Consider the following 20,319-nt stretch of genomic DNA (forward strand, 5'->3'; position numbering starts at 1 on the left):
GGCCCACGGACCGGGCCGGTAGGGTCTGCACGCATGGGAGAGCAGGACATGCCTACCGGTCCGGCAGCTGACGAGGCCGACGACATGGCGACACGGCCGCGGTACACGCCGGCGGGCCCCGCGCACACTGGCAAACGCCGCCTCGGTGTCATGGGCGGAACGTTCGACCCGATCCACCACGGGCACCTCGTGGCGGCCAGCGAGGTCGCCGCCCAGTTCCACCTCGACGAGGTGGTCTTCGTGCCCACCGGGCAGCCGTGGCAGAAGACCTCCCGCGCCGTCTCACCGGCCGAGGACCGCTATCTGATGACGGTCATCGCGACCGCGGAGAACCCGCAGTTCTCCGTCAGCCGTATCGACATCGACCGCGGCGGTCCCACCTACACCGTCGACACCCTGCGCGACCTGCGCGCCCTCAACCCCGACGCCGACCTGTTCTTCATCACCGGTGCCGACGCGCTCGGCCAGATCCTCACCTGGCGGGACTCGGAGGAGCTCTTCTCCCTGGCCCACTTCATCGGCTGCACCCGGCCCGGCCACCACCTGACCGACCGCGGTCTTCCCGAGGGCGGCGTCTCGCTGGTGGAGGTTCCCGCGCTCGCCATCTCCTCCACAGACTGCCGTGCGAGAGTCGCCAAGAGCGACCCCATCTGGTACATGGTGCCGGACGGAGTCGTGCGCTACATCGACAAGCGCGAGCTGTACCGCGGCGAGTGAGCCGAGAGGGGCACCGGTGAACGACCGATACGACGCGGGCTACGGAAGCGACCAGTACGAACTCGTCGGCTACGACGAGTACGGGCAGCCGGTGTACCGCCAGATCCCTGCGCAACAGCAGCAGACGTACGACCCGTACGCAGGGCAGGGGCAGGGGCAGGGGCAGGGGCAGGGGCAGGGCTACGGGTACGACCCGTACGCGGGCGGCGGGCAGCAGGCCGCGCCGTCGTACGACACCGGGCAGCAGGCCGCCGTCCACGACACCGGCCGGCAGCCGGCCACGCCCCCGTACGACCCGTACGGCACCGGCGGCCACACCGCCTACGACCCCTACGGGCAGGCGGCCACCAGCGGCCGGCAGCCCCGGGTCGCCGAGCAGACCGCGCACATCCCGCAGCAGGCCGGACCGGCCGACCGCGAGACCGGTCCCCGGCAGGACGACGACGAACGGGACTACCACACCGGCCAGTTCGCGTTCGTCGAACAGCCCGACGGCGACTCCGAGGACGTCATCGACTGGCTGAACTTCACCGAGAACCGCACCGAGCGCCGCGAGGAGGCCAAGCGCCGCGCCCGCAGCCGGTTGATCGCCCTGGTCGTCGTCCTCGCCCTGGTCGCCGTCGGCGGCGTCGGCTACCTCTGGTACGCCGGAAAGATCCCCGGCCTGTCGTCCTCCACCGCCAAGGGCGGCACGACGACCTCGGTGGCCGCCCAGAAACGCGACGTGATCGTCGTCCACCTGCACAACACCGGTGGCGGCGGCACCTCGACCGTGCTGCTCGTCGACAACACCACCACCAAGCAGGGCAGCACCGTCCTGTTGCCCAACTCCCTCGCCCTCACCGACGACGACGGCACCACCACGACCCTCGCCAAGTCCGTCGACGACGACGGCTCCTCCGGCACCCGCGACCAGCTCGACACCGTCCTGGGCACCAGCATCGAGGGCACCTGGCGCCTCGACACCCCCTACCTGCAGAACCTCGTCGAACTCGTCGGCAACATCGACATCGACACCAACGCCGACGTCCCCGACCCGGACGCCAAGAAGAAGGGCGAGGAGCCCCTGGTCCACCAGGGCAAGGACCAGACCCTCGGGGGCAAGGCCGCCGTCGCCTACGCCACCTACCGCGCCTCGGGCGAGGCCCAGAACGCCCAGCTGGAGCGTTTCGGACAGGTCATGCAGGGGGTGCTGCGCAAGCTGTCCTCAGACGCCTCCGCCGCGACGACCACCGTGCAGACCCTCGCGCAGATCCTCGACCCGTCCCTCACCGACAAGGACCTCGGCACCTTCCTCGCCAAGCTCGCCGACCTCGCCAAGGACGGCGACTACAAGACCGCCCTGCTGCCCGTCCAGAGCGACGGCACCCTCAGCACCCAGACCAGCTCCAGCGTCGTCAAGGACATCCTCGGCGGCACCGCCAAGAGCCCGTCGGCGGGATCCGCGGTGCGCGTCTCCGTCCAGAACGCCACCGGCGTCAAGGACGACACCGAGAAGGCCCGCGTGGTCCTCGTCAACGGCGGCTACACCTTCCTGGAAGGCGGTACGGCCTCCGGCACCCAGGCCACCTCCAAGGTGCTGTACTCCGACGCCGCCGACAAGGAGAACGCCACCGAGGTCGCCAAGACCCTCGGCCTCGGCACGGGTGCCGTCCGGAAGGGCACCGTCGGCTCCGGCGCGGACGTCTCCATCGTCCTCGGCCAGGACTACAAGCCGTCCTCCTCCTGAGAGGGCCCGCCGCACCCCACGTGACCCGGTAATCACGTGGGGTGCGCCCTGCGGTCCGTGAGACCCTTGACGTCAAACGACCGCCGACGGAAAGCCACGCAGTGACCGCCACCGACCGTTCCCTCGAGCTCATCACCGCCGCCGCGCAGGCGGCCGCCGACAAGCTCGCCCACGACGTCATCGCCTACGACGTCAGCGACGTCCTGTCGATCACGGACGCCTTCCTGCTGGCCTCCGCGCCCAACGACCGCCAGGTCAAGTCGATCGTCGACGAGATCGAGGAACGACTCCAGAAAGAACTCGGCGCCAAGCCGGTGCGCCGCGAGGGCGACCGCGAGTCCCGCTGGATCCTGCTCGACTACGTGGACATCGTCGTCCACGTCCAGCACAGCGAGGAGCGCGTCTTCTACGCCCTGGAACGGCTGTGGAAGGACTGCCCCGAGATCGAGCTGCCCGCCGACGCCAAGGCCACCCGCGGCAAGGCGGCGGAGCACGCCAGGCTGCAGGCCGCCGAGGACTCCGGCGAGCCGGGCGGGGACTGGTGATGAGCGCCACGGGCGAGGTGACCGCCAGCAGGGGCCGCGGCCGCCGCATCATCCTGTGGCGGCACGGCCAGACCGCCTGGAACGTGGAGCGCCGCTTCCAGGGCTCCACCGACGTCGAGCTCACCGAGACCGGCATCGGCCAGGCCCGCCGCGCGGCCCGCCTGCTCGCCTCCCTCGGCCCGGACGCGATCGTCTCCTCCGACCTGCAGCGGGCCGCCGACACGGCCGCCCAGCTCGCCGCCCTCACCGGCCTCGACGTGATCCGCGACGAGGCACTGCGGGAGACCTACGCGGGCGTGTGGCAGGGACTCACCCACGAGGAGATCATCGCCCGCCACGGCGACGAGTACGCCGCCTGGAAGCGCGGCGAGCCGGTCCGCCGCGGCGGCGGCGAACTGGAGACCGAGGTCGCCGACCGGGCCGCCCCCGTCGTGCTCCGGCACGCCGAGAAGCTCCCCGAGGAGGGCACCCTCGTGGTCGTCAGCCACGGCGGCACCATCCGCACCACCATCGGCCGCCTCCTCGGCCTGGAGTCCCGGCACTGGGAGAGCCTCGGCGGCCTCACCAACTGCTGCTGGTCCGTGCTCGGCGAAGGCGCCCGCGGCTGGCGGCTCCTGGAGCACAACGCCGGCACCCTCCCGGAGGCCGTCCTCGGCGACGACGACTGAGGAACCTGTCGCCACCCGGCCCGTCCGGAGCCCGGATTTCACTTTCCGGCAGGTCGCAGGCTAAAGTTCTTCTTGTTCGCCCCGCCAAGCGGAAAGACGGGAAGAACGCAAGGGGCTATAGCTCAGTTGGTAGAGCGCCTGCATGGCATGCAGGAGGTCAGGAGTTCAATTCTCCTTAGCTCCACAGATCGGCACTCCACGCACTGTCGAGTTGTCAAAGATCGGTGGTGAGAATCCCGTCCTCTTCAGAGGGCGGGATTTCTTGTGTTCCACTCCCGGATGATCTCGGTGGCCTCCTCCTCCGTCACCGGCCACAGCCGCTGCCTGCGCTCCCGCAGCAACGCCACCCGCTCCCGCGTCCGTTCGTCCTCCGGCGTGTAGACCACGATCCGCGCCTCCGGCATCCCGTCGACCGACAGCGACTGCGACGTCATCCGCAGCTCGCCCACCGCCTCATGACGGAACGTCTTCACCCGCGGCCCCGGCTGCGCCACCGCCCCGCTCTCCCACAACCGGACGAAGTACCCACTGGCCTGGGACAGCGCCCGTATGAAGTCCTCCCAGGCCGGCTCGCCGACATGTCTGCCGTAGGAGGAACGCAGGGTCGCCACCATCACCGGCAGTTCACGCTGCAGGTGCACCACCGGGCTGCTCTCCTCCGGGACCGTGAACAGCGTCCACAGCACGTTCGGCACCCCGATCCGCACCGTCTGCGGCACCAGGAACAGGTCCCGGTAGGCGGCGTTGGTGGCCAGCACGTCGTAGCGCGAGGTGTACACCACCGCCATCAGCGGGTCGAGGGCGTCGATGATCCCCTGCACCTCCGCGCCGACCGACCGGGACAGCCCCTCCGGCGCCGGGGCGAACGGCACCTCCGCCAGCCGGTACAGATGCTCCCGCTCCGGCAGGTCCAGCATCAGGGTCCGCGCCACCGCGTCCAGCACCTGCGCCGACGCGTTGATCGGCCGGCCCTGCTCCAGCCACGTGTACCAGGTCACGCCCACCCCCGAGAGCTGGGCGACCTCCTCCCGGCGCAGGCCCGGCGTGCGCCGCCGCAGCCCCGGCGGCATCCCGACGTCCGCGGGCTGCACCCGGGCCCGCCTGCTGCGCAGGAACGCGGCCAGCTCCGGCCTGCGGCGGTGTGCTGTCGTCGGCATCGTCACGTCCCCCGTCGTCACGTCTCCATCGTGGGCGCAGCCCCCGTCCCCTGCCAGGTGCTGCCAGTACCAGCATCGGCGGGCTCTCGGCACCCGTACCGGCCCGCCGCCACGCTCGGACGCATGACGACGACATCCCGGACGGGACCAGGTCCCGCACCCGCTCCGACCCCTGCGAAAAGTGAAGCACCCGGCACTGACAACCGGCCCCGGCTGCTCCTCGCGGTCGTCCTCTCGGCCCTGTTCATGGCCGTGCTGGACGTCTTCATCGTGAACGTCGCGGCCCCCACCATGGGTTCCGAACTCCACGCCTCGGGCGCCGACTTGCAGCTGGTCGTGGCCGGCTACGCCATCACGTACTCGGTGCTGCTGATCACCGGTGCCCGGCTCGGCGACCGGCTCGGCCACGGCCGGGTCCACCTCGCAGGGCTCGCCCTGTTCACCACGGCGTCGCTCGCCTGCGGCCTGGCCCAGGGGGCCACCGAGCTGATCGTGTTCCGGCTGGTGCAGGGCGCCGGATCGGCGGTGATGATCCCGCAGGTCCTCAGCATCATCCAGCGTGCCTTCACCGGCGAGGCCCGCATACGGGCGCTCGGCGCCTACTCCGCGGTCCTCGCGGTCGGCGCCGCCGCCGGCCAGATCATCGGCGGCGTCCTGGTCAGCGCCGACCTGTTCGGCACCGGCTGGCGGCCGGTGTTCCTCGTCAACGTGCCCGTCGGCGCCGTACTCCTCGTCCTGGGCCGGCGTGTCCTGCCGCCCGGCGGCGGATCCGGCCCCGAGCGGGCCCGCGGCCTGGACCTGCCCGGCCTCGTCCTGCTGGGGGCCGCCGTGTCGCTGCTGACGGTCCCGCTGGTCCTCGGCCAGGAGGAGGACTGGCCGCTGTGGTCCTGGCTGTCCCTGGCAGCCGCCGTGCTCCTGTTCGCGCTGTTCTGCGGGTACGAGGCGAGGCTGGCCCGGCGCGGCGGCGCCCCGATCGTCGCACCCCGGGTACTGCGCCACCCCGGCATGGGCCTGGCCGTCCTGCGGATCCTCGCCGTCATGGCCGTCAACGCCGGATTCCTCTTCACCCTCACCCTGCACGTCCAGCGCGGCCTCGGCTACAGCGCGCTGCGCGCCGGTCTCACCTTCGCGCCGACCGCCGTCGTCTTCGGCACGGTCGCTCTCACCTGGCGCAGGTGGCCGGCCGCGTGGCAGCGGGCGCTGACCCCGACCGGGTTCGTGCTCACGGCGCTGGGCGTGGCCGGTGTCGGGCTCGCCTTCCACGGGGGCGGCGACGGGGGCGTGCAGCTCTATGTGGCGTACGCCGGCGTGGGCGCGGGGCTCGCGCTCGCGTTCAGCCCGACGCTCACCGGCGCGCTCGCAACCGTGCGCCCCGAGGACGCCGCGGACGCCAGCGGACTCCTCGCGACCGTCACCCAGCTCGGTCAGCTCATCGGCGTCGCCGCGTTCGGCACACTGTTCTTGAACCGGCTTGAGTCAGTTGGGGGCCCGCAGGCGTATACCTCTGCGGAGGCGCTGACAGCCTGTGCATGGGCGCTCGCCGCGACGGCGGCCGCGGGGGCCGTGTCCGGACTGGTACTGAGGCGTCGCTGACCGTATTGGTCCGGCCGTGGCAGAATCAAACGGCCGGAAGGGGGCGCGGCCCGACGGGAGGAGTAGCGATGCCTGCGAGCATCCTTGAGGAGGGCGGCCACCTCCTCGGTGCGGCGTTGATACGGGACACGATCACCCGGCTGCTCTGCCCTTCCTGCGGTTCCGCGCATGTCGCCCAAGTGCTCGGCGACAACGGCGGGATCTCCTACGTGTGCACGGCCTGCGGCCACAGCTGGAGCTGATCGATGGGTGCACACAGGCGGAAGTGCGACTGGTGCGGGAGCGGCACGCCCATCGTCCGCGACATGGAGCCGATCAACCCCGACTACCAGTACTGGTGCGAGGAATGTGCGCGGGCGCTGATCATAAAAGGCGACCCGATCGAGACCTACCGTGAGCTGGAGGGCGAGCCGATCTACGGCCGGCTCCTCGAAGAGCACTGCACGCTCAAGCGTTTCTACTCGTTCGTCACGGCCTGACCGGGGCCCGGCCTCGGCAACGATGTCCGGGCGAGCGCGAGGAACAGCACCCCGGTGACCGTGTAGAGCGCCGACAGCGTCAAGGAGACGGCGTTCTGGTGCAGTTCGGGCCGCCCGTGCCCGTGCGGCACCCACCACAGGGCGTACGAGCAGAAGACCAGCAGCGCGCCCGCGGCCACCGTCCGGTGCCCGCGGGTCCACAGCAGCAGCACCACCGGCACGCACCACACCCAGTGGTGCGACCAGGACACCGGGCTGATCAGCAGTGCGGTCACCGCGCAGACGGCCACTGCCCAGGGCCGCCGGCCGTGCAACTCCGCCGTCACCGCCATCGCGAGCCCCAGGACGGCCGTCAGGGCCGCCGCGGCGGCCCACAGGGCTCCCGGGGCGGGAGTGTGCAGCAGACGCGCCAGAACGCCGCGCAGGGCCTGATTCGCGGTCTCCTCGGCCTGCCCCACCCGTCCCGTCCGGAACACCATCCCGGTCCAGAACCGCCACGAGTCGTACGGCAGGACGGCCGCCGCCAGCAGGGTCGCCCCCGCGAAGACGGCGGCCGCCCCGCGCGCGTGCCGCAGCCACGGGCCGCCGTCCCGTCCGGCGAGGCGCGCGGCCAGGCCGGTGGCGAGCAGGAACACCGCGAACAGCGCGGGCGTCAGCTTGACCGCCGCCGCGAGCCCGACACCCACCCCCGCCCAGCGGTCCGGGCGTTCGGCAGGACGACGTGACAGATCCCACAGCACCAGTACGGCCAGCAGCAGATTGACCTGCCCGTAGCGCACGGTCGTCCATACCGGCTCGCACCACACCGCCGCCGCCGCGACCCACAGGACGTGCTCCACGCGCGCGTGCCCGACGAGCCGCATCGACAGCCCGACGAACACCAGCAGCAGGACCAGGTTTCCGGCCGTCGCCAGTGTGCGCATGCCCGTGACGTCCAGCAGCGTCAGCGGGACGAACAGCAGCGCCGCGAACGGCGGGTAGGTGGACGGCAGGTGAGCCGCCGTCGTACGCAGCGCGTAGAGATCGCCGCCCGCGCGGACGGTCGCCCCCTCCGCCCGGTAGACCATCAGGTCGATCATCGAGACGTGCGCGGCCCGCTGGGCCACCCAGAACGCCGTGAACGACAGGAGACACGACCCCAGGGCCACCGGCACCCGGCGCCGGGTCTCGGAGAACGCGATCACGGTCACGAAGCCCGACACTAGCGTCCGTATCCATACAGAACGGAAACGATTTGGTGGTGCACCCCTTCGACCGTGTAATGTTGGCGTCGCCGCCAGGGAAACCGGGCGGACCAAAACACGGGGCTATAGCTCAGTTGGTAGAGCGCCTGCATGGCATGCAGGAGGTCAGGAGTTCAATTCTCCTTAGCTCCACAGAAGTCGAAGGCGGACCATCCGAACGGATGGTCCGCCTTCGACGTTGTCCCGGTCGACAGTGTCCCGAAAACCCGCGGAAACCTTGTCGGCGGGAACTCCGCCCGCGGACTCCTCTCGCACACGTGGGGCGGGCCACCCGATCAGGGTGGCCCGCCCCACGTGTGCGCAAAGGTGCGATCAGCGCCCCAGCGCCCGGCGGCCGCGGCCCTGCGAGAGAACCGGCAGGTTCTTGGCCGGCGCCTGCGAGCGTGTGTCCTCCTCCAGGCGCAGGGCGAGCGCCGGGCAGCGGCGCACCGCACGCAGCGCCTTGGCCTCCGCGAACCTGGGCACCTTCGCCTGCGCGACCGTCGGGAAACCGTCCGCGCCCAGCTCGAAGACCTCCGGGAGGATGTCCGCGCACAGACCGTGGCCCCGGCACAGCGTCCAGTCGACGTAGATCTTCTGCCGGCTGCCGCCGCCGTTGTCCTCGGGCTCTCCGCCGCCCGGGATGCCCGTGGGCATCTTGCCGTCCTCGAAGAGCGGCAGAACGCCCTCAACGGGCCGTCCGCAGCCGTTCCCGAGAACGTGCGCGGCGAGGTCGTCGGTGAACGCCTTGATCGTCGACTCGAGGAACATCGCGGAGCCGTCCGGGTGCGAGCACGCCCCGCGCCGCTTCACGTTCTTCGCGACCTGCTTGAGCGCCTCCAGGGCGGCCGGTCCGCCGCCGTTCAGGATGTCCTCCATACCGCGCGCGGCCGCCGGCAGACCCAGGTAGCAGGGACCGCACTGTCCCGCGCTCTCCTCTGCAAGCCACTGGGCGACCCGCAGCGACTCGCCCAGCGGACAGGTCTCCTGCGTGATCGGCAGGATGGCGCCGGCACCCAGCGCACCGCCCACCGCGTCGAGCGAGTTGCGGGAGACGATCGCCTCGTTGACGGTGGCCGCGTCGATCCACTTGCCGTGGTAGCCGCCGGTCAGCACACCCTGCGGCACCGGCGGGGCGCCGGCCAGCTGCAGGACGTAGCGCAGCGGCACACCCGTGGGGACCTCGATCACCATGGGGCGGGCGACCGCGCCGGAGACCGTCAGCATGACGGTGCCCGGCTCGTCGTACAGGCCGGTGTTGCCGTAGCGCTCCGGGCCGATCCGGGCGGCGATCGCCAGCTGAGCGAACGTCTCCGCGTTCGACAGCAGGGTGGGCGCGCCGCCGACGCCGTTCTGCGAGGCACTGGTCTTGCGGCCGGGCGGGATCGCCGGGCCGCCGTCGATCGAGCGGATCAGCGACGCGGCGGCACCGGTGACCATGCGGACCGGGTTGCGCTGGACGAACGCCTTCAGCGCCGAACGCCGGCCGTTGCTCAGACCGCGCTCGGCCAGCGCCTGCTCCATCGAACGCTGCGTGGACTCCCGGGTGACCCCCACCACGAGCGTGCGGGCACCCAGCGCCTCCGCGCAGAGCAACGCGCCGTCAAGGATCAGATGCGGGGCACGGTTGATCAGCACCGTGTCCTTGCGGCAGGCCGGTTCGTCCTCACTGCCGTTGACGACGACGACCGGCCGTACGCCGCGCTTGATCGCCGCCTCGGCGACCGAGCGCAGCTTCTTGTGGAAGGGGAAGCCCGCGCCGCCGCGGCCCTTCAGGTTGATGCGTTCGGAGAGCTGCGCGAGCTGCTCCCCGCCCAGGGGTTCGAGCGGCCCGTGCACCTTGAGGTGCATGGGCAGATCGAGTCTTTCGACAAGGTCGAAGCCCGACGTGAGCTGCGGAAGGCCGACCACGCGGACTTCTGGGACGTCGGGCAGGGCCTCGTTCACCTATAGCCTCCGGAAGGCGTGTTCCAAGGTTCGCCCGAACCCGGGGCGTCGAAGGACGCGCCGGGCGCTGGTTCGCTGGCGGGACCGCTGTTGTACGTGTCATTCGAGTTGTACGTCCCGTACCGGGCATTCGTCTCACCCGTGTCGTACACATCACGTCCGCCCGTGCCGCCGGCGCCCGGATTGCCATAGGCCGGGATGTTGTATCCGGTGTCCTGCATCGGGTCGTACGCCGACCGGGGTGCCTCGCCGACCGGCGGCGGCGACGGGATCGGCCAGCTGCCCGAGGTGCTGGACGGACCGTCCACGCGCGGGGCGGACTGCGTGGCCTGCATGTCCAGGCGTTCCATGCGCGCGGTCTGGCCGGCCGCGAACGGCGACTGGGGCTGGCCGGGCGTGGACGTCGCCCGGTAGGCGGCGGCGAAGCCGGACGCCGGCTCGGGGCCGGGCGCGGCGGCCGCCGCGGACGGGAACAGCGGGTTCGACTGCGAGGTCGCCGTGTCCGCGCGCGACGGCCTCGGCTCGCGCTCCCGCATGGACTCGTAGCCCGGCAGCCCGGACTCGCTCACCCGGGCGCGGCTGGCGTCCAGATCGTCCAGCTCCGGCCGCTCCGAACTGCCGAGGACGGAGACGAGACGGTCGGCCACCCTCCGCTTGAACGGACGCGGGGCGGCGCGCAGTGCCAGCGCCGCCATCACGCCGATCAGGCACAGGTCGTACGAGATCATGAAGAACGGCTTCGCCGCGCGGCCCGCGTACAGGCCGTGGATCAGCGCTGCGCACCAGGCCGGATAGGCCAGCATGTGCATGGCCCGCCAGCGGGCCGCAACGACGGCCGGGGCGGCGAAATTGCTGCGCAGGGCGCCGGTGACACCCACGAAGATCATCAGGAGTCCGGCCAGCGAACCGAGTCCGATCAGGCCGGCGCTTCCGGTGATGCCGAGCGAGAACGGAATGATCGCGGCGATCACCACGGTGTGATCCAGCGCGATCTTCGTGACGATGTGCACCAGCAGGAACGCGATCGAGGCGACCGCGGTCGTCCGGTGCACCGCCTGGCCGACGATCCGCTGGCGGGTGTTGAGGAAGATGCGGTCCTGTGCGATCAGACCCCAGATCACCGAGCAGCTCAGCGACACGAGCGAGAGCACGCCCGCGCCGAAGTTCAGGAACGATTGGAACTGGCTGCCTCCGGTCAGCACAACCACGGGTATGAGCAACAGGACGACAGCGGACGCCACCCCCCAGGCCGAACGGCCTGGCTTGGGAAGCGAGCTGTTACTACGACGAGGGTTCATGGGGGCAACTCCGAGCAGTTCGGGAAAGCGGTCCCGGTGCCGCAGCCTAAGTGGCGCCATACCGATCAGTACGAGGTTTGAGTTATTGCGTTGTTACCAAAGAGCGACGCAGTCCTTGTGATGTCCCTTAGCGGACGTTACGCGAAGTAAATTTTGAACCTGGTTCAACTCTCGTCCCGATGGTCGCCTCAGACGCACGTGTCAACCATTGATACGCAAGCGCGTCGCAGCTTGCTCAAGCGCTGCGGTACCCTGACGCCATGCGTGCCGTACGCCTTCTGCTTAGCGGGCCGCGCTGATCAGTCCCGACCGCCGGACGAAACGGCTGGTCGGCATCGGCGCGGCGTCCCCTCCTGTGTGAGGGGATTTTTCGTTTCTAGAAAGTTCGCAGCCGCTGGCAGAGACGACCGATGGAGCTTTGAGGATCATGAGCGAGACGAACCCCGCTGCCGCCGCCACGTCGGCGGAGGCCGCGCCGCACCGCTACACGGCCGCCCTGGCGGCCGAGATCGAGGCACGCTGGCAGGACTTCTGGGACGCCGACGGCACCTACGCCGCGCCGAACCCCACGGGTGACCTGGCCGGCGACCCCGAGGTCGTCGCCCGGCCCAAGAAGTTCATCATGGACATGTTCCCGTATCCGTCCGGTGCGGGCCTGCACGTCGGTCACCCCCTGGGCTACATCGCCACCGACGTCTTCGCCCGCTTCCAGCGGATGAACGGCCACAACGTCCTGCACACCCTGGGCTTCGACGCCTTCGGCCTGCCCGCCGAGCAGTACGCCGTGCAGACCGGCACGCACCCGCGCGTGTCCACCGAGGCCAACATCGAGAACATGAAGGTCCAGCTGCGCCGGCTGGGCCTGGGCCACGACAAGCGCCGTTCGTTCGCCACGATCGACCCGGACTACTACAAGTGGACCCAGTGGATCTTCCTGCAGATCTTCAACTCCTGGTACGACGACGAGGCGGACAAGGCCCGCCCGATCTCCGAGCTGATCGCCCAGTTCGAGTCCGGTGAGCGTGGCGTGCCGGGCCACACGCGCGCGTGGAACGAACTGACCGCGACCGAGCGCGGCGACGTCCTGGGCGAGTTCCGCCTGGCCTACGCCTCCGACGCGCCGGTCAACTGGTGCCCCGGCCTGGGCACCGTGCTGGCCAACGAGGAAGTCACCGCCGACGGCCGCTCCGAGCGCGGCAACTTCCCCGTCTTCAAGGCCAAGCTGCGCCAGTGGAACATGCGCATCACCGCCTACGCCGACCGGCTGCTGGACGACCTGAACGAGCTGGACTGGCCCGAGGCCATCAAGCTGCAGCAGCGCAACTGGATCGGCCGCAGCGAGGGCGCCCGCGTCGACTTCCCGATCGACGGCGAGAAGATCACCGTCTTCACCACGCGCCCGGACACCCTGTTCGGCGCGACCTACATGGTGCTGGCACCCGAGCACCCGCTGGTCGACCGGTTCGTCCCGGACGCCTGGCCCGAGGCCACCCACGACGTGTGGACCGGCGGCCACGCCACCCCCGCCGACGCCGTCGCCGCGTACCGCGCGCAGGCCGGCGCCAAGTCCGACGTGGAGCGGCAGGCCGAGGCCAAGGACAAGACAGGTGTGTTCACCGGCGCGTACGCGACCAACCCGGTCAACGGCGAACAGATCCCGGTGTTCATCGCCGACTACGTCCTGATGGGCTACGGCACCGGCGCGATCATGGCCGTACCGGCGGGCGACCAGCGCGACTTCGAGTTCGCGCGCGCCTTCGAACTGCCGATCACCTGCATCGTCGAGCCGACCGACGGCCGCGGCACCGACACGTCGACGTGGGAGAACGCCTTCGGCTCGTACGACGCGAAGATCGTCAACTCCTCCAACGACGACATCAAGCTGGACGGCCTGCCGGTCGCCGAGGCCAAGGCCCGCATCACCGAGTGGCTGGCCCGCAAGGGCATCGGCGAGGGCACCGTCAACTTCCGGCTGCGCGACTGGCTGTTCAGCCGTCAGCGCTACTGGGGCGAGCCCTTCCCGATCGTCTACGACGAGGACGGCGTCGCCCACGCGCTGCCCGAGTCGATGCTGCCGCTGGAACTGCCGGAGGTCGACGACTACTCGCCGCGCACCTTCGACCCCGAGGACGCCGACACCCAGCCCGAGACGCCGCTGTCACGCAACGAGGACTGGGTCAACGTCACCCTGGACCTGGGCGACGGACCGAAGAAGTACCGCCGCGAGACCAACACCATGCCCAACTGGGCCGGTTCCTGCTGGTACGAACTGCGCTACCTGGACCCGCACAACAGCGAGCAGCTGGTCGACCCGCAGATCGAGCAGTACTGGATGGGCCCGCGCGAGGGCATGCCGCACGGCGGTGTCGACCTGTACGTCGGCGGCGCCGAGCACGCCGTGCTGCACCTGCTGTACGCCCGATTCTGGTCGAAGGTCCTGTACGACCTGGGGCACGTCTCGTCCGCCGAGCCGTTCCACAAGCTGTTCAACCAGGGCATGATCCAGGCCTACGTCTACCGCGACGGCCGCGGCTTCCCGGTGCCCGCCGCCGAGGTCGAGGAACGGGGTGGCGACTACTACTACGAGGGCGAGAAGGTCACCCGCCTGCTGGGCAAGATGGGCAAGTCCCTCAAGAACGCGGTGACTCCGGACGAGATCTGCGCCGAGTACGGCGCCGACACCCTGCGCCTGTACGAGATGGCGATGGGCCCGCTGGACGTGTCCCGGCCGTGGGACACGCGCGCGGTGGTCGGCCAGTTCCGGCTGCTGCAGCGGCTGTGGCGCAATATCGTCGACGAGGCCACCGGTGAGGTCACCGTGACCGAGGCCGAGGCGGACGAGGAGACGCTGCGCGCCCTGCACAAGGCGATCGACGGCGTCCGTCAGGACCTGGAGGGGCTGCGCTTCAACACGGCCATCGCCAAGGTCACCGAGCTGAACAACCACCTGACGAAGGCGGGCGGCGCGGTGCCGCGTCCGGTCGCCGAGCCGCTGGTGCTGATGATCGCGCCGCTGGCCCCGCACATCGCCGAGGAGCTGTGGCGCAAGCTGGGCCACACCGACTCGGTCGTCCACCGGGACTTCCCCGTCGCCGACCCGAACTACGTCGTCGACGAGACCGTGACCTGCGTCGTGCAGATCAAGGGCAAGGTCAAGGCCCGCCTGGAGGTGCCGCCGGCCATCTCCGACGAGGAACTGGAGAAGGTGGCGCTGGCCGACGAGCTGGTCGTGAAGGCGCTGGGCGGTGCCGGGATCCGCAAGGTGATCGTCCGCGCGCCGAAGCTGGTGAACATCGTCACGGCGTGACACCGCCGGCCACCTCCGGGTGGTCCCCTAGGGGCAGGTTCGGGGTTCTTGCGGAACTCGGGGCCTGCCCTTTGCGTTTACGGTTGAGGAGCACGGCCACCCACGCCGTGCCCGGACACGGCCGGGGTGGTGGGCAGCGAGGAGGAGCACCGTGGAAACAGTGATCGCCGCATTCGCCGTGCTCTTCCTGCTCTTCGTCGCCGGTGGGGCGTACGTCACCTTCAAGGCGGTCGGCGCTGCGAAGCGTGGTGTGGACCGCACGATCACCCAGGCCCGGCGCACCGTCGAGGAGCACACGCTGCGCGCCAAGTCCATGGTCCAGATCGGCCCGGCGGGCGAGATCGCCCAGCTCCGGCTCGCCCTGCGCACCTCGATGCGGGCCACCCAGGACGCGTTGCATGCGGGCGTCGCGGAGGACGAGTCGCTGAAGGAGTCCCTCGGCCTCTTCCAGCGCCTCAGCGCGCACGGGCACGAACTGGACGGTGAACTCAGGCGCCTGGAGGGGGAACCGGACCGGGCCACGCTCGCCACCCGCCTGCCCGAGCTGCGCCGCCGCACCGAGCGCATCACCGAGTCCGCGGACGCGCTGCGCTGGGCGGCCCGCGACCGGGCCCGCCGCTTCGCCGACGACGACCTGGACACCTTGAGCACCCAGATCGGCGTCGAGGCGGACGCCCTGCGGCACTGGACCCGGCCGGAGCCGGCCGCGCAGACCCCGCCGTGGCCCGAGGCCGCCGACGGCCCCGACGACCGTCAGACCTGGCCCGAACGACCCCGGTCGGCCGCGGCCGAGGACCCGGTGCAGCCCGCGATCACCCCGCCCGTCCGGCCCCGGGCGTACCCCTGGCAGAAGAAGCCCCGGCCCGAGAGCACCACTTGACAGGGCCGGTCCCGGTCCGGGCGTCCGGGGGCGGGCTGCCGCGCCTGGGCTACGCCAGGTAACCTCCAGCTCATGTCCTGCCATGTCGCGATCGTCACCGATTCAACGGCCTACCTGCCGCCGCGGACGGTGGAGCGCCACGGCATCACCGCGGTACCCCTGACCGTGGTCCTCGGCGACCGGGCGCTCGAAGAGGGCACCGAGATCTCGACCCGTTCGCTGGCCCAGGCTTTGCAGAAGCGGCGGCCCGTCACCACGTCCCGGCCCAGCCCGGAGGTGTTCGCCGAAACCTACCGCAGGGTAGCCGGGGCCGGGGCCACCGGAATCGTCTCGCTCCACCTGTCCGCCGAACTGTCGGGCACCTACGACGCGGCCGTCGTCGCCGCCCGGGAGGCACCCGTCCCGGTGCGGGTGGTGGACACCGGGATGGTCGCGATGGCCCTTGGTTTCTGCGCGCTTGCGGCGGCCGAGGCCGCCGAGGCCGGCGGCACCGTCGACGAGGCCGTCACGGCGGCGGAGAAGCGGGCCGCCGGTACCTCCGCGTACTTCTACGTCGACACCCTCGACTATCTGCGCCGGGGCGGCCGCATCGGCACCGCCCAGGCCCTGTTCGGCTCCGCGCTCGCCGTGAAGCCCCTGCTCCAGCTGGACGGCGGCCGGATCGAGCTCCTGGAGAAGGTACGGACGGCGTCCCGGGCCATCGCCCGCCTCGAGGAGCTCACCGCCGAGCGTGCGGGCGGCGCCGATGTGGACATCGCCGTCCACCATCTCGCCGCCCCCGACCGGGCCTCGGCCCTCGCCGACCGGCTGCGGGCGCGGGTGCCCGGGCTGGCCGACCTGCATGTGAGCGAGGTCGGCGCGGTCATCGGGGCGCACACCGGCCCCGGGCTGCTCGGGGCGGTCGTCTCGCTGCGGTGAGCTGGGGACCCGAGGGCGCGAGCCTCGGCACCATCACTCGTGCGAGTGGCGGAGTTGTCCACAACTCGGGCGTGGTCCACGGTAACTGAGCAAGATCATCGCGGATCGGCGGGAAGCCCGATCCTCGTCGCATGGCACTTCGATCACGCTCACACGAGACACATGCGACCAGCGGTCCGGGTCGGGGCCCCAGCTCCGACGGCCGCACCCGGCACCGGCGGTCCCCGGTCCGCGCCCGTATCCGTCATCGCCCCGCCCCGGCGGACGAACTGCGCCGCCGGGCGGAAGTGCTCTTCGGTGAACGGGCCGTCGCCAGGCCGGGGCAGGGGCCGCCCAGCGCGGAAACGGTGACCGGCACCGGTGCGGCGACCGGACTGACCGCGGCCGCGACCGCGGTGCGCACAGCCTCCGCCGGAGTGCGCACCGCCGCGGCGGTGCTGTCCACGGCGGCGGCCGTGATGTCGTCGGCCCGCGTGCTGGCCGGCGAAGCCGCGGCGCGGCGCGAGCCCGCGCTGCCCGGGCTGCGGTCCCGGGTCGGGCTCGCGGTGCGGGAGCGGATGCCGGTGTGGCTCCAGACGCGGTGCGGGCTGGAGCGCCGGGGCGCGGTTGCCCTGGGGGCGGTCCTGGTCGTGGCCGCGGCGCTGGCCGTGCAGCACTTCTGGACGGGTCGGACGGAGTCCGTGAGCGCGCCGGAGGTGGTGCGTGCGGAGGCACCGTACGGGAAGAGCGAGGAGCGGGCCCCGGCCGCCGGAGCGGCCGCCGCCGGGGCCGGTACCGCCGCGGCGCCCGGTGCGCTCGACGCTTCCGGCGCGACCGCCGGAGCCGCCGGAACCGGCAGTTCCGGCGGGGAGATTGTGGTGGATGTCACCGGGAAGGTCCGGGATCCGGGGGTCCACACGCTGCCCGCCGGCTCCCGGGTGACCGACGCGCTGCGGGCGGCGGGCGGGGTGCGGCCCGGTACGGACACCGGCGGACTCAACCGCGCCCGCTTCCTGACGGACGGGGAACAGATCGTCGTCGGGGGTCCCGCTCCGCCGGCCGCACCGGGCCAGGCCGTGGGCGGTCCCGCGACGGGAGCGGGCCCGTCCGCCCCGGTCTCGCTGAACACCGCGACCGTCGAGCAACTCGACGCCCTGCCCGGAGTCGGCCCGGTACTGGCCCAGCACATCCTCGACTGGTGCACCCAGCACGCCGGGTTCCGTTCGGTCGACGAACTCCGCCAGGTCAAGGGCATCGGCGAACGCCGCTACTCCGACCTGCGGGATCTGGTACGGCCATGAGCCCCGTGACCGGCGGAGCGGCACCTGGGCCCGTGGCCGTGGGCCGGTCGGTGCGCGACGGCCCGGGGCGGCGGGGCGGCACCGCGCACGCCCGGCAGGACACGCGGGCCGACCTGAGGCTGGTGCCGCCCGCGCTGGCCGTGTGGGCCACGGCGGCCCTGGCACTGGACGCACCTGTGGGGTGGACGGCCGCGACCGCCGTCGTCTGCCTGGTCGCCGGGGTGATGCTGCTGCGGCTCGGCCGGACGCGTCCCCGGCCGGGGACGGCGACCGTCGGTGCCGGATCCGCCCGGCCGGCCTGGCGGCGGGCCTCGGCCGGCGCGCTGCTCCTCTGCGTCGCCGGGGCGGCCGCCTCCGCGGGGCTGCACGGGGCGGATGTACGCCGCGGACCGGTTCCCGGCCTGGCCCGCGCGTACGCCACCGTGACCGCCGAGGTGGAGCTCACCGGCGACCCCTGGGTCGCCAGGCCGCGCGTGCGGGGGGACCACGCCACCCCGGCCGCCGTACTCGTGCGCGGCGAGGTGCGCCGGGTGGAGAAGAGCGACGGGACCGCGGTGGCGACGCGCTCCCCGGTACTGGTGGCCGTGGACACGGGGGTGCCGGCACCCGGTGGCGGCGGCCGGGCGCGGTGGCTCGGACTGCTGCCCTCGACACGGCTGAGGGTGAGCGGGCGGCTGGCGCCGGCCACGGCCGGCGGGGACCGGGTCGCGGCGCTGCTGCGGGTACGGGAGCGTCCCGCACCGGCGGTGGTGGGGGAGCCGAGCGGGCCGCAGCGGCTGGCCGGACGGTTGCGGGCCGGTTTGCGGGAGGCGACCGACGGCCTGCCCGAGGACGCCCGGGCGCTGCTGCCCGGGCTGGTCGTCGGGGACACCTCACGTATCGGCCCGGAGCTGGACGAGGCGTTCGAGGCGACCGACCTCGCGCACATCCTCGCGGTGTCGGGCAGCAACCTCACCATCCTGCTCGCCCTGCTCATCGGACCGCCGGGACTGGCTCAGCAGACCGAGCGCCGGGGTCTCGCTCCGCGCCTGGGGCTGTCGCTGAGGGGGACCGCACTGTTCGCGTCGACGCTCACCCTCGCCTTCGTCGTCGTGTGCCGGCCGGATCCCAGCGTGCTGCGGGCTGCGGCCTGCGGTGCGGTCGCCCTGCTCGCCCTGGCGACCGGCCGCCGCAGGTCCCTGGTCCCGGCACTGGCCACGGCGGTTCTGCTGCTGGTGCTGTACGACCCGTGGCTGGCCCGCAGTTACGGCTTCCTGCTGTCGGTACTGGCCACCGGTTCGCTGCTGTTGCTGGCGCCCGGGTGGTGCGAGGCGCTGCGGCGGCGCGGGGTGCCGGAGCGGCTGGCCGATGGGCTGGCGGCGGCCGCGGCCGCGCAGGCGGTGTGCGGGCCGGTGGTCGCGGTGCTGTCGGCCCGGGTGAGTCTCGTGGCGGTGCCCTGCAACCTGCTGGCGGAGATCGCGGTCGCGCCGGCCACGGTCCTGGGGTTCGGGGCGCTCGCGGCGGCTCCGGTGGCGATGCCGGTGGCCAAGGTGCTGGCGTGGTGCGCGAGTTGGCCGGCCGGATGGATCGCCCGAATCGCCCGGACCGGGGCCGGGCTGCCCGGTGCGGGCGTGGACTGGCCGGGGAGCTGGACGGGGGCGCTGCTGCTGGCCGGGGTGACGGTGGTCGCCGTACTGCTGGGACGGCGGTTGCTGCGGCATCCGTGGTGGTGCGGGGTGCTGGGGGTGCTGCTCGTGCTGCTGGTGGTACGTCCGGCGCCGCTCACCCGGGTGGTCACGGGCTGGCCGCCGCCCGGCTGGCGGCTGGCGATGTGCGACGTGGGGCAGGGGGACGCGACCGTGCTCGCGGCGGGCGCGGGCACGGGAGTGGTCGTGGACGCAGGACCCGATCCGGCGCTGGTCGACCACTGCCTGCGGGAACTCGGCATCACCCGGATCCCGCTCGTCGTCCTCACCCACTTTCACGCGGACCACGTCGCGGGGCTGCCTGGGGTGCTGCGTGGCCGTGAGGTGGCGCAGATCGAGACGACCGGGTTCGAGGAACCCGCGGACCAGGCCGAGTTCGTCAGAAGGGAGGCCGCCGAGCACCGGATCCCGGTCACGCGGGCGGTCGCCGGGGAGCGGCGCACGACCGGGCCGCTGGACTGGCGGGTGCTGTGGCCGCCTCCGGCCCCGGCACCGCTGCCGGACGGACCGAACGACGCAAGTGTCGCCCTGCTGGTCCGCTCGGCCGGGCTGCGGATGCTGCTGCTCGGGGACCTCGAACCCCCGGCCCAGCAGGAGCTGCTGAGATCACCGGCCGCGGCCACACTGGGCCGGGTGGACGTGCTGAAGGTGGCCCACCACGGGTCCGCGTACCAGGATCCGCAGCTGTTGCGGCTGGTCGCGCCGCGGGTCGCGCTCATCTCCTGCGGGGCGGACAACCCGTACGGTCATCCGGCACCCGGCACGGTGGCCGAACTCCGGGCCGTGGGGGCGGTGGTGCTGCGGACCGACAGGGACGGGGCGCTCGCCGTGACCGGCGGCGGCACGGGCGGGGAGGCGGGGGAGCTGCGCGTGGCGCGAGACTGAGGGCATGA

Annotated in this window: 16 protein-coding genes and 2 tRNA genes; 14 read left to right on the forward strand and 4 right to left on the reverse strand. The window is 72.1% G+C overall.

All coding sequences use genetic code 11. The features are described 5' to 3' along the window. The first annotated feature begins 33 nt into the window (after nt 1-33). The 5 genes from nadD (at nt 34) to ACFY6U_RS20700 (ending at nt 3,843) form a co-directional block, all read left to right on the forward strand. Nucleotides 34-717, forward strand: coding sequence for a nicotinate-nucleotide adenylyltransferase (nadD, locus tag ACFY6U_RS20680; protein WP_390040132.1), 684 nt, complete (start codon nt 34-36; stop codon nt 715-717). Between the two features lie 16 nt (nt 718-733). Next, on the forward strand, nt 734-2,446 hold the full coding sequence (locus tag ACFY6U_RS20685; RefSeq protein WP_390040134.1) for an LCP family protein: 1,713 nt from the start codon (nt 734-736) through the stop codon (nt 2,444-2,446). Nucleotides 2,447-2,547: 101 nt separating this feature from the next. After that, on the forward strand, nt 2,548-2,991 hold the full coding sequence (rsfS, locus tag ACFY6U_RS20690; protein ID WP_351492982.1) for a ribosome silencing factor: 444 nt from the start codon (nt 2,548-2,550) through the stop codon (nt 2,989-2,991). Beyond that, nucleotides 2,991-3,659 (forward strand): histidine phosphatase family protein, encoded by a 669-nt coding sequence (locus ACFY6U_RS20695; RefSeq protein WP_390040136.1) that lies wholly within the window; start codon nt 2,991-2,993, stop codon nt 3,657-3,659. Before rsfS ends, ACFY6U_RS20695 begins: the two co-directional genes overlap by 1 nt. Before the next feature lie 111 nt (nt 3,660-3,770). Continuing rightward, nucleotides 3,771-3,843: transfer RNA gene (locus ACFY6U_RS20700), tRNA-Ala, on the forward strand. Nucleotides 3,844-3,904: 61 nt separating this feature from the next. Here ACFY6U_RS20700 and ACFY6U_RS20705 read toward each other — a convergent pair. Then, a complete protein-coding gene (locus ACFY6U_RS20705; RefSeq protein WP_390040456.1) occupies nt 3,905-4,816 on the reverse strand; it encodes a helix-turn-helix transcriptional regulator in 912 nt (303 codons plus the stop codon). 123 nt (nt 4,817-4,939) lie between these two features. Here ACFY6U_RS20705 and ACFY6U_RS20710 point away from each other — a divergent pair, with 123 nt between their 5' ends. The 3 genes from ACFY6U_RS20710 to ACFY6U_RS20720 all read left to right on the forward strand — a co-directional run bounded on the left by ACFY6U_RS20710 (nt 4,940) and on the right by ACFY6U_RS20720 (nt 6,888). Continuing rightward, a complete protein-coding gene (locus tag ACFY6U_RS20710) occupies nt 4,940-6,409 on the forward strand; it encodes an MFS transporter (RefSeq protein WP_390040138.1) in 1,470 nt (489 codons plus the stop codon). A 68-nt stretch (nt 6,410-6,477) separates the two neighbouring features. After that, on the forward strand, nt 6,478-6,651 hold the full coding sequence (locus ACFY6U_RS20715; protein WP_107408581.1) for a hypothetical protein: 174 nt from the start codon (nt 6,478-6,480) through the stop codon (nt 6,649-6,651). Between the two features lie 3 nt (nt 6,652-6,654). Next, nucleotides 6,655-6,888, forward strand: coding sequence for a hypothetical protein (locus ACFY6U_RS20720; RefSeq protein ID WP_006136074.1), 234 nt, complete (start codon nt 6,655-6,657; stop codon nt 6,886-6,888). Here ACFY6U_RS20720 and ACFY6U_RS20725 read toward each other — a convergent pair. Continuing rightward, nucleotides 6,867-8,078: a glycosyltransferase 87 family protein gene (locus tag ACFY6U_RS20725; RefSeq protein WP_390040140.1), complete on the reverse strand. Its 1,212-nt coding sequence runs from the start codon at nt 8,076-8,078 to the stop codon at nt 6,867-6,869. The genes ACFY6U_RS20720 and ACFY6U_RS20725 overlap by 22 nt on opposite strands. A 113-nt stretch (nt 8,079-8,191) precedes the next feature. Here ACFY6U_RS20725 and ACFY6U_RS20730 point away from each other — a divergent pair. Then, a tRNA-Ala gene (locus ACFY6U_RS20730) sits at nt 8,192-8,264 on the forward strand. Between the two features lie 180 nt (nt 8,265-8,444). On the opposite strand, the gene ACFY6U_RS20735 is transcribed toward ACFY6U_RS20730, so the two are convergent. Both ACFY6U_RS20735 and ACFY6U_RS20740 read right to left on the reverse strand, forming a co-directional pair. Continuing rightward, nucleotides 8,445-10,058, reverse strand: coding sequence for an NADH-quinone oxidoreductase subunit NuoF family protein (locus tag ACFY6U_RS20735; RefSeq protein ID WP_181801638.1), 1,614 nt, complete (start codon nt 10,056-10,058; stop codon nt 8,445-8,447). Continuing rightward, entirely contained in the window at nt 10,055-11,356 is a 1,302-nt protein-coding gene (locus tag ACFY6U_RS20740; RefSeq protein ID WP_390040458.1) for a cytochrome b/b6 domain-containing protein, read from the reverse strand. Before ACFY6U_RS20740 ends, ACFY6U_RS20735 begins: the two co-directional genes overlap by 4 nt. Before the next feature lie 427 nt (nt 11,357-11,783). Between ACFY6U_RS20740 and leuS the strand changes: the two genes are divergently transcribed. From leuS to ACFY6U_RS20765, 5 genes are all read left to right on the forward strand, one after another. Further along, entirely contained in the window at nt 11,784-14,663 is a 2,880-nt protein-coding gene (leuS, locus tag ACFY6U_RS20745) for a leucine--tRNA ligase (protein ID WP_390040142.1), read from the forward strand. Between the two features lie 151 nt (nt 14,664-14,814). Next, the gene (locus tag ACFY6U_RS20750; protein ID WP_390040144.1) at nt 14,815-15,543 is read left to right on the forward strand and encodes a hypothetical protein; all 729 of its coding nucleotides are present in this window, start codon (nt 14,815-14,817) and stop codon (nt 15,541-15,543) included. A gap of 72 nt (nt 15,544-15,615) precedes the next feature. Beyond that, nucleotides 15,616-16,461 carry a DegV family protein gene (locus tag ACFY6U_RS20755; RefSeq protein ID WP_390040146.1) on the forward strand — a complete coding sequence of 282 codons (846 nt, stop codon included), beginning with the start codon at nt 15,616-15,618 and terminating at the stop codon, nt 16,459-16,461. Nucleotides 16,462-16,592: 131 nt separating this feature from the next. Further along, complete coding sequence (locus ACFY6U_RS20760) at nt 16,593-17,741, forward strand: helix-hairpin-helix domain-containing protein (RefSeq protein WP_390040147.1); 1,149 nt, start codon at nt 16,593-16,595, stop codon at nt 17,739-17,741. After that, nucleotides 17,738-20,311, forward strand: a complete 2,574-nt coding sequence (locus ACFY6U_RS20765) for a ComEC/Rec2 family competence protein (protein ID WP_390040149.1) — start codon at nt 17,738-17,740, stop codon at nt 20,309-20,311. Before ACFY6U_RS20760 ends, ACFY6U_RS20765 begins: the two co-directional genes overlap by 4 nt. Nucleotides 20,312-20,319: the final 8 nt, after the last annotated feature.

It is taken from the genome of Streptomyces sp. NPDC013157 (assembly GCF_042899865.1).
Taxonomy (GTDB): domain Bacteria; phylum Actinomycetota; class Actinomycetes; order Streptomycetales; family Streptomycetaceae; genus Streptomyces.

Bases quoted from the DNA above. Each gene is read 5' to 3' on its own strand.
- nadD (WP_390040132.1), top strand. From the start codon at position 34: ATGGGAGAGCAGGACATGCCTACCGGTCCGGCAGCTGACGAGGCCGAC.
- ACFY6U_RS20695 (WP_390040136.1), top strand. From the start codon at position 2,991: ATGAGCGCCACGGGCGAGGTGACCGCCAGCAGGGGCCGCGGCCGCCGC.
- ACFY6U_RS20705 (WP_390040456.1), bottom strand. From the start codon at position 4,816: ATGCCGACGACAGCACACCGCCGCAGGCCGGAGCTGGCCGCGTTCCTG.
- ACFY6U_RS20710 (WP_390040138.1), top strand. From the start codon at position 4,940: ATGACGACGACATCCCGGACGGGACCAGGTCCCGCACCCGCTCCGACC.
- ACFY6U_RS20715 (WP_107408581.1), top strand. From the start codon at position 6,478: ATGCCTGCGAGCATCCTTGAGGAGGGCGGCCACCTCCTCGGTGCGGCG.
- ACFY6U_RS20720 (WP_006136074.1), top strand. From the start codon at position 6,655: ATGGGTGCACACAGGCGGAAGTGCGACTGGTGCGGGAGCGGCACGCCC.
- ACFY6U_RS20740 (WP_390040458.1), bottom strand. From the start codon at position 11,356: ATGAACCCTCGTCGTAGTAACAGCTCGCTTCCCAAGCCAGGCCGTTCG.
- leuS (WP_390040142.1), top strand. From the start codon at position 11,784: ATGAGCGAGACGAACCCCGCTGCCGCCGCCACGTCGGCGGAGGCCGCG.
- ACFY6U_RS20755 (WP_390040146.1), top strand. From the start codon at position 15,616: ATGTCCTGCCATGTCGCGATCGTCACCGATTCAACGGCCTACCTGCCG.
- ACFY6U_RS20760 (WP_390040147.1), top strand. From the start codon at position 16,593: ATGGCACTTCGATCACGCTCACACGAGACACATGCGACCAGCGGTCCG.
- ACFY6U_RS20765 (WP_390040149.1), top strand. From the start codon at position 17,738: ATGAGCCCCGTGACCGGCGGAGCGGCACCTGGGCCCGTGGCCGTGGGC.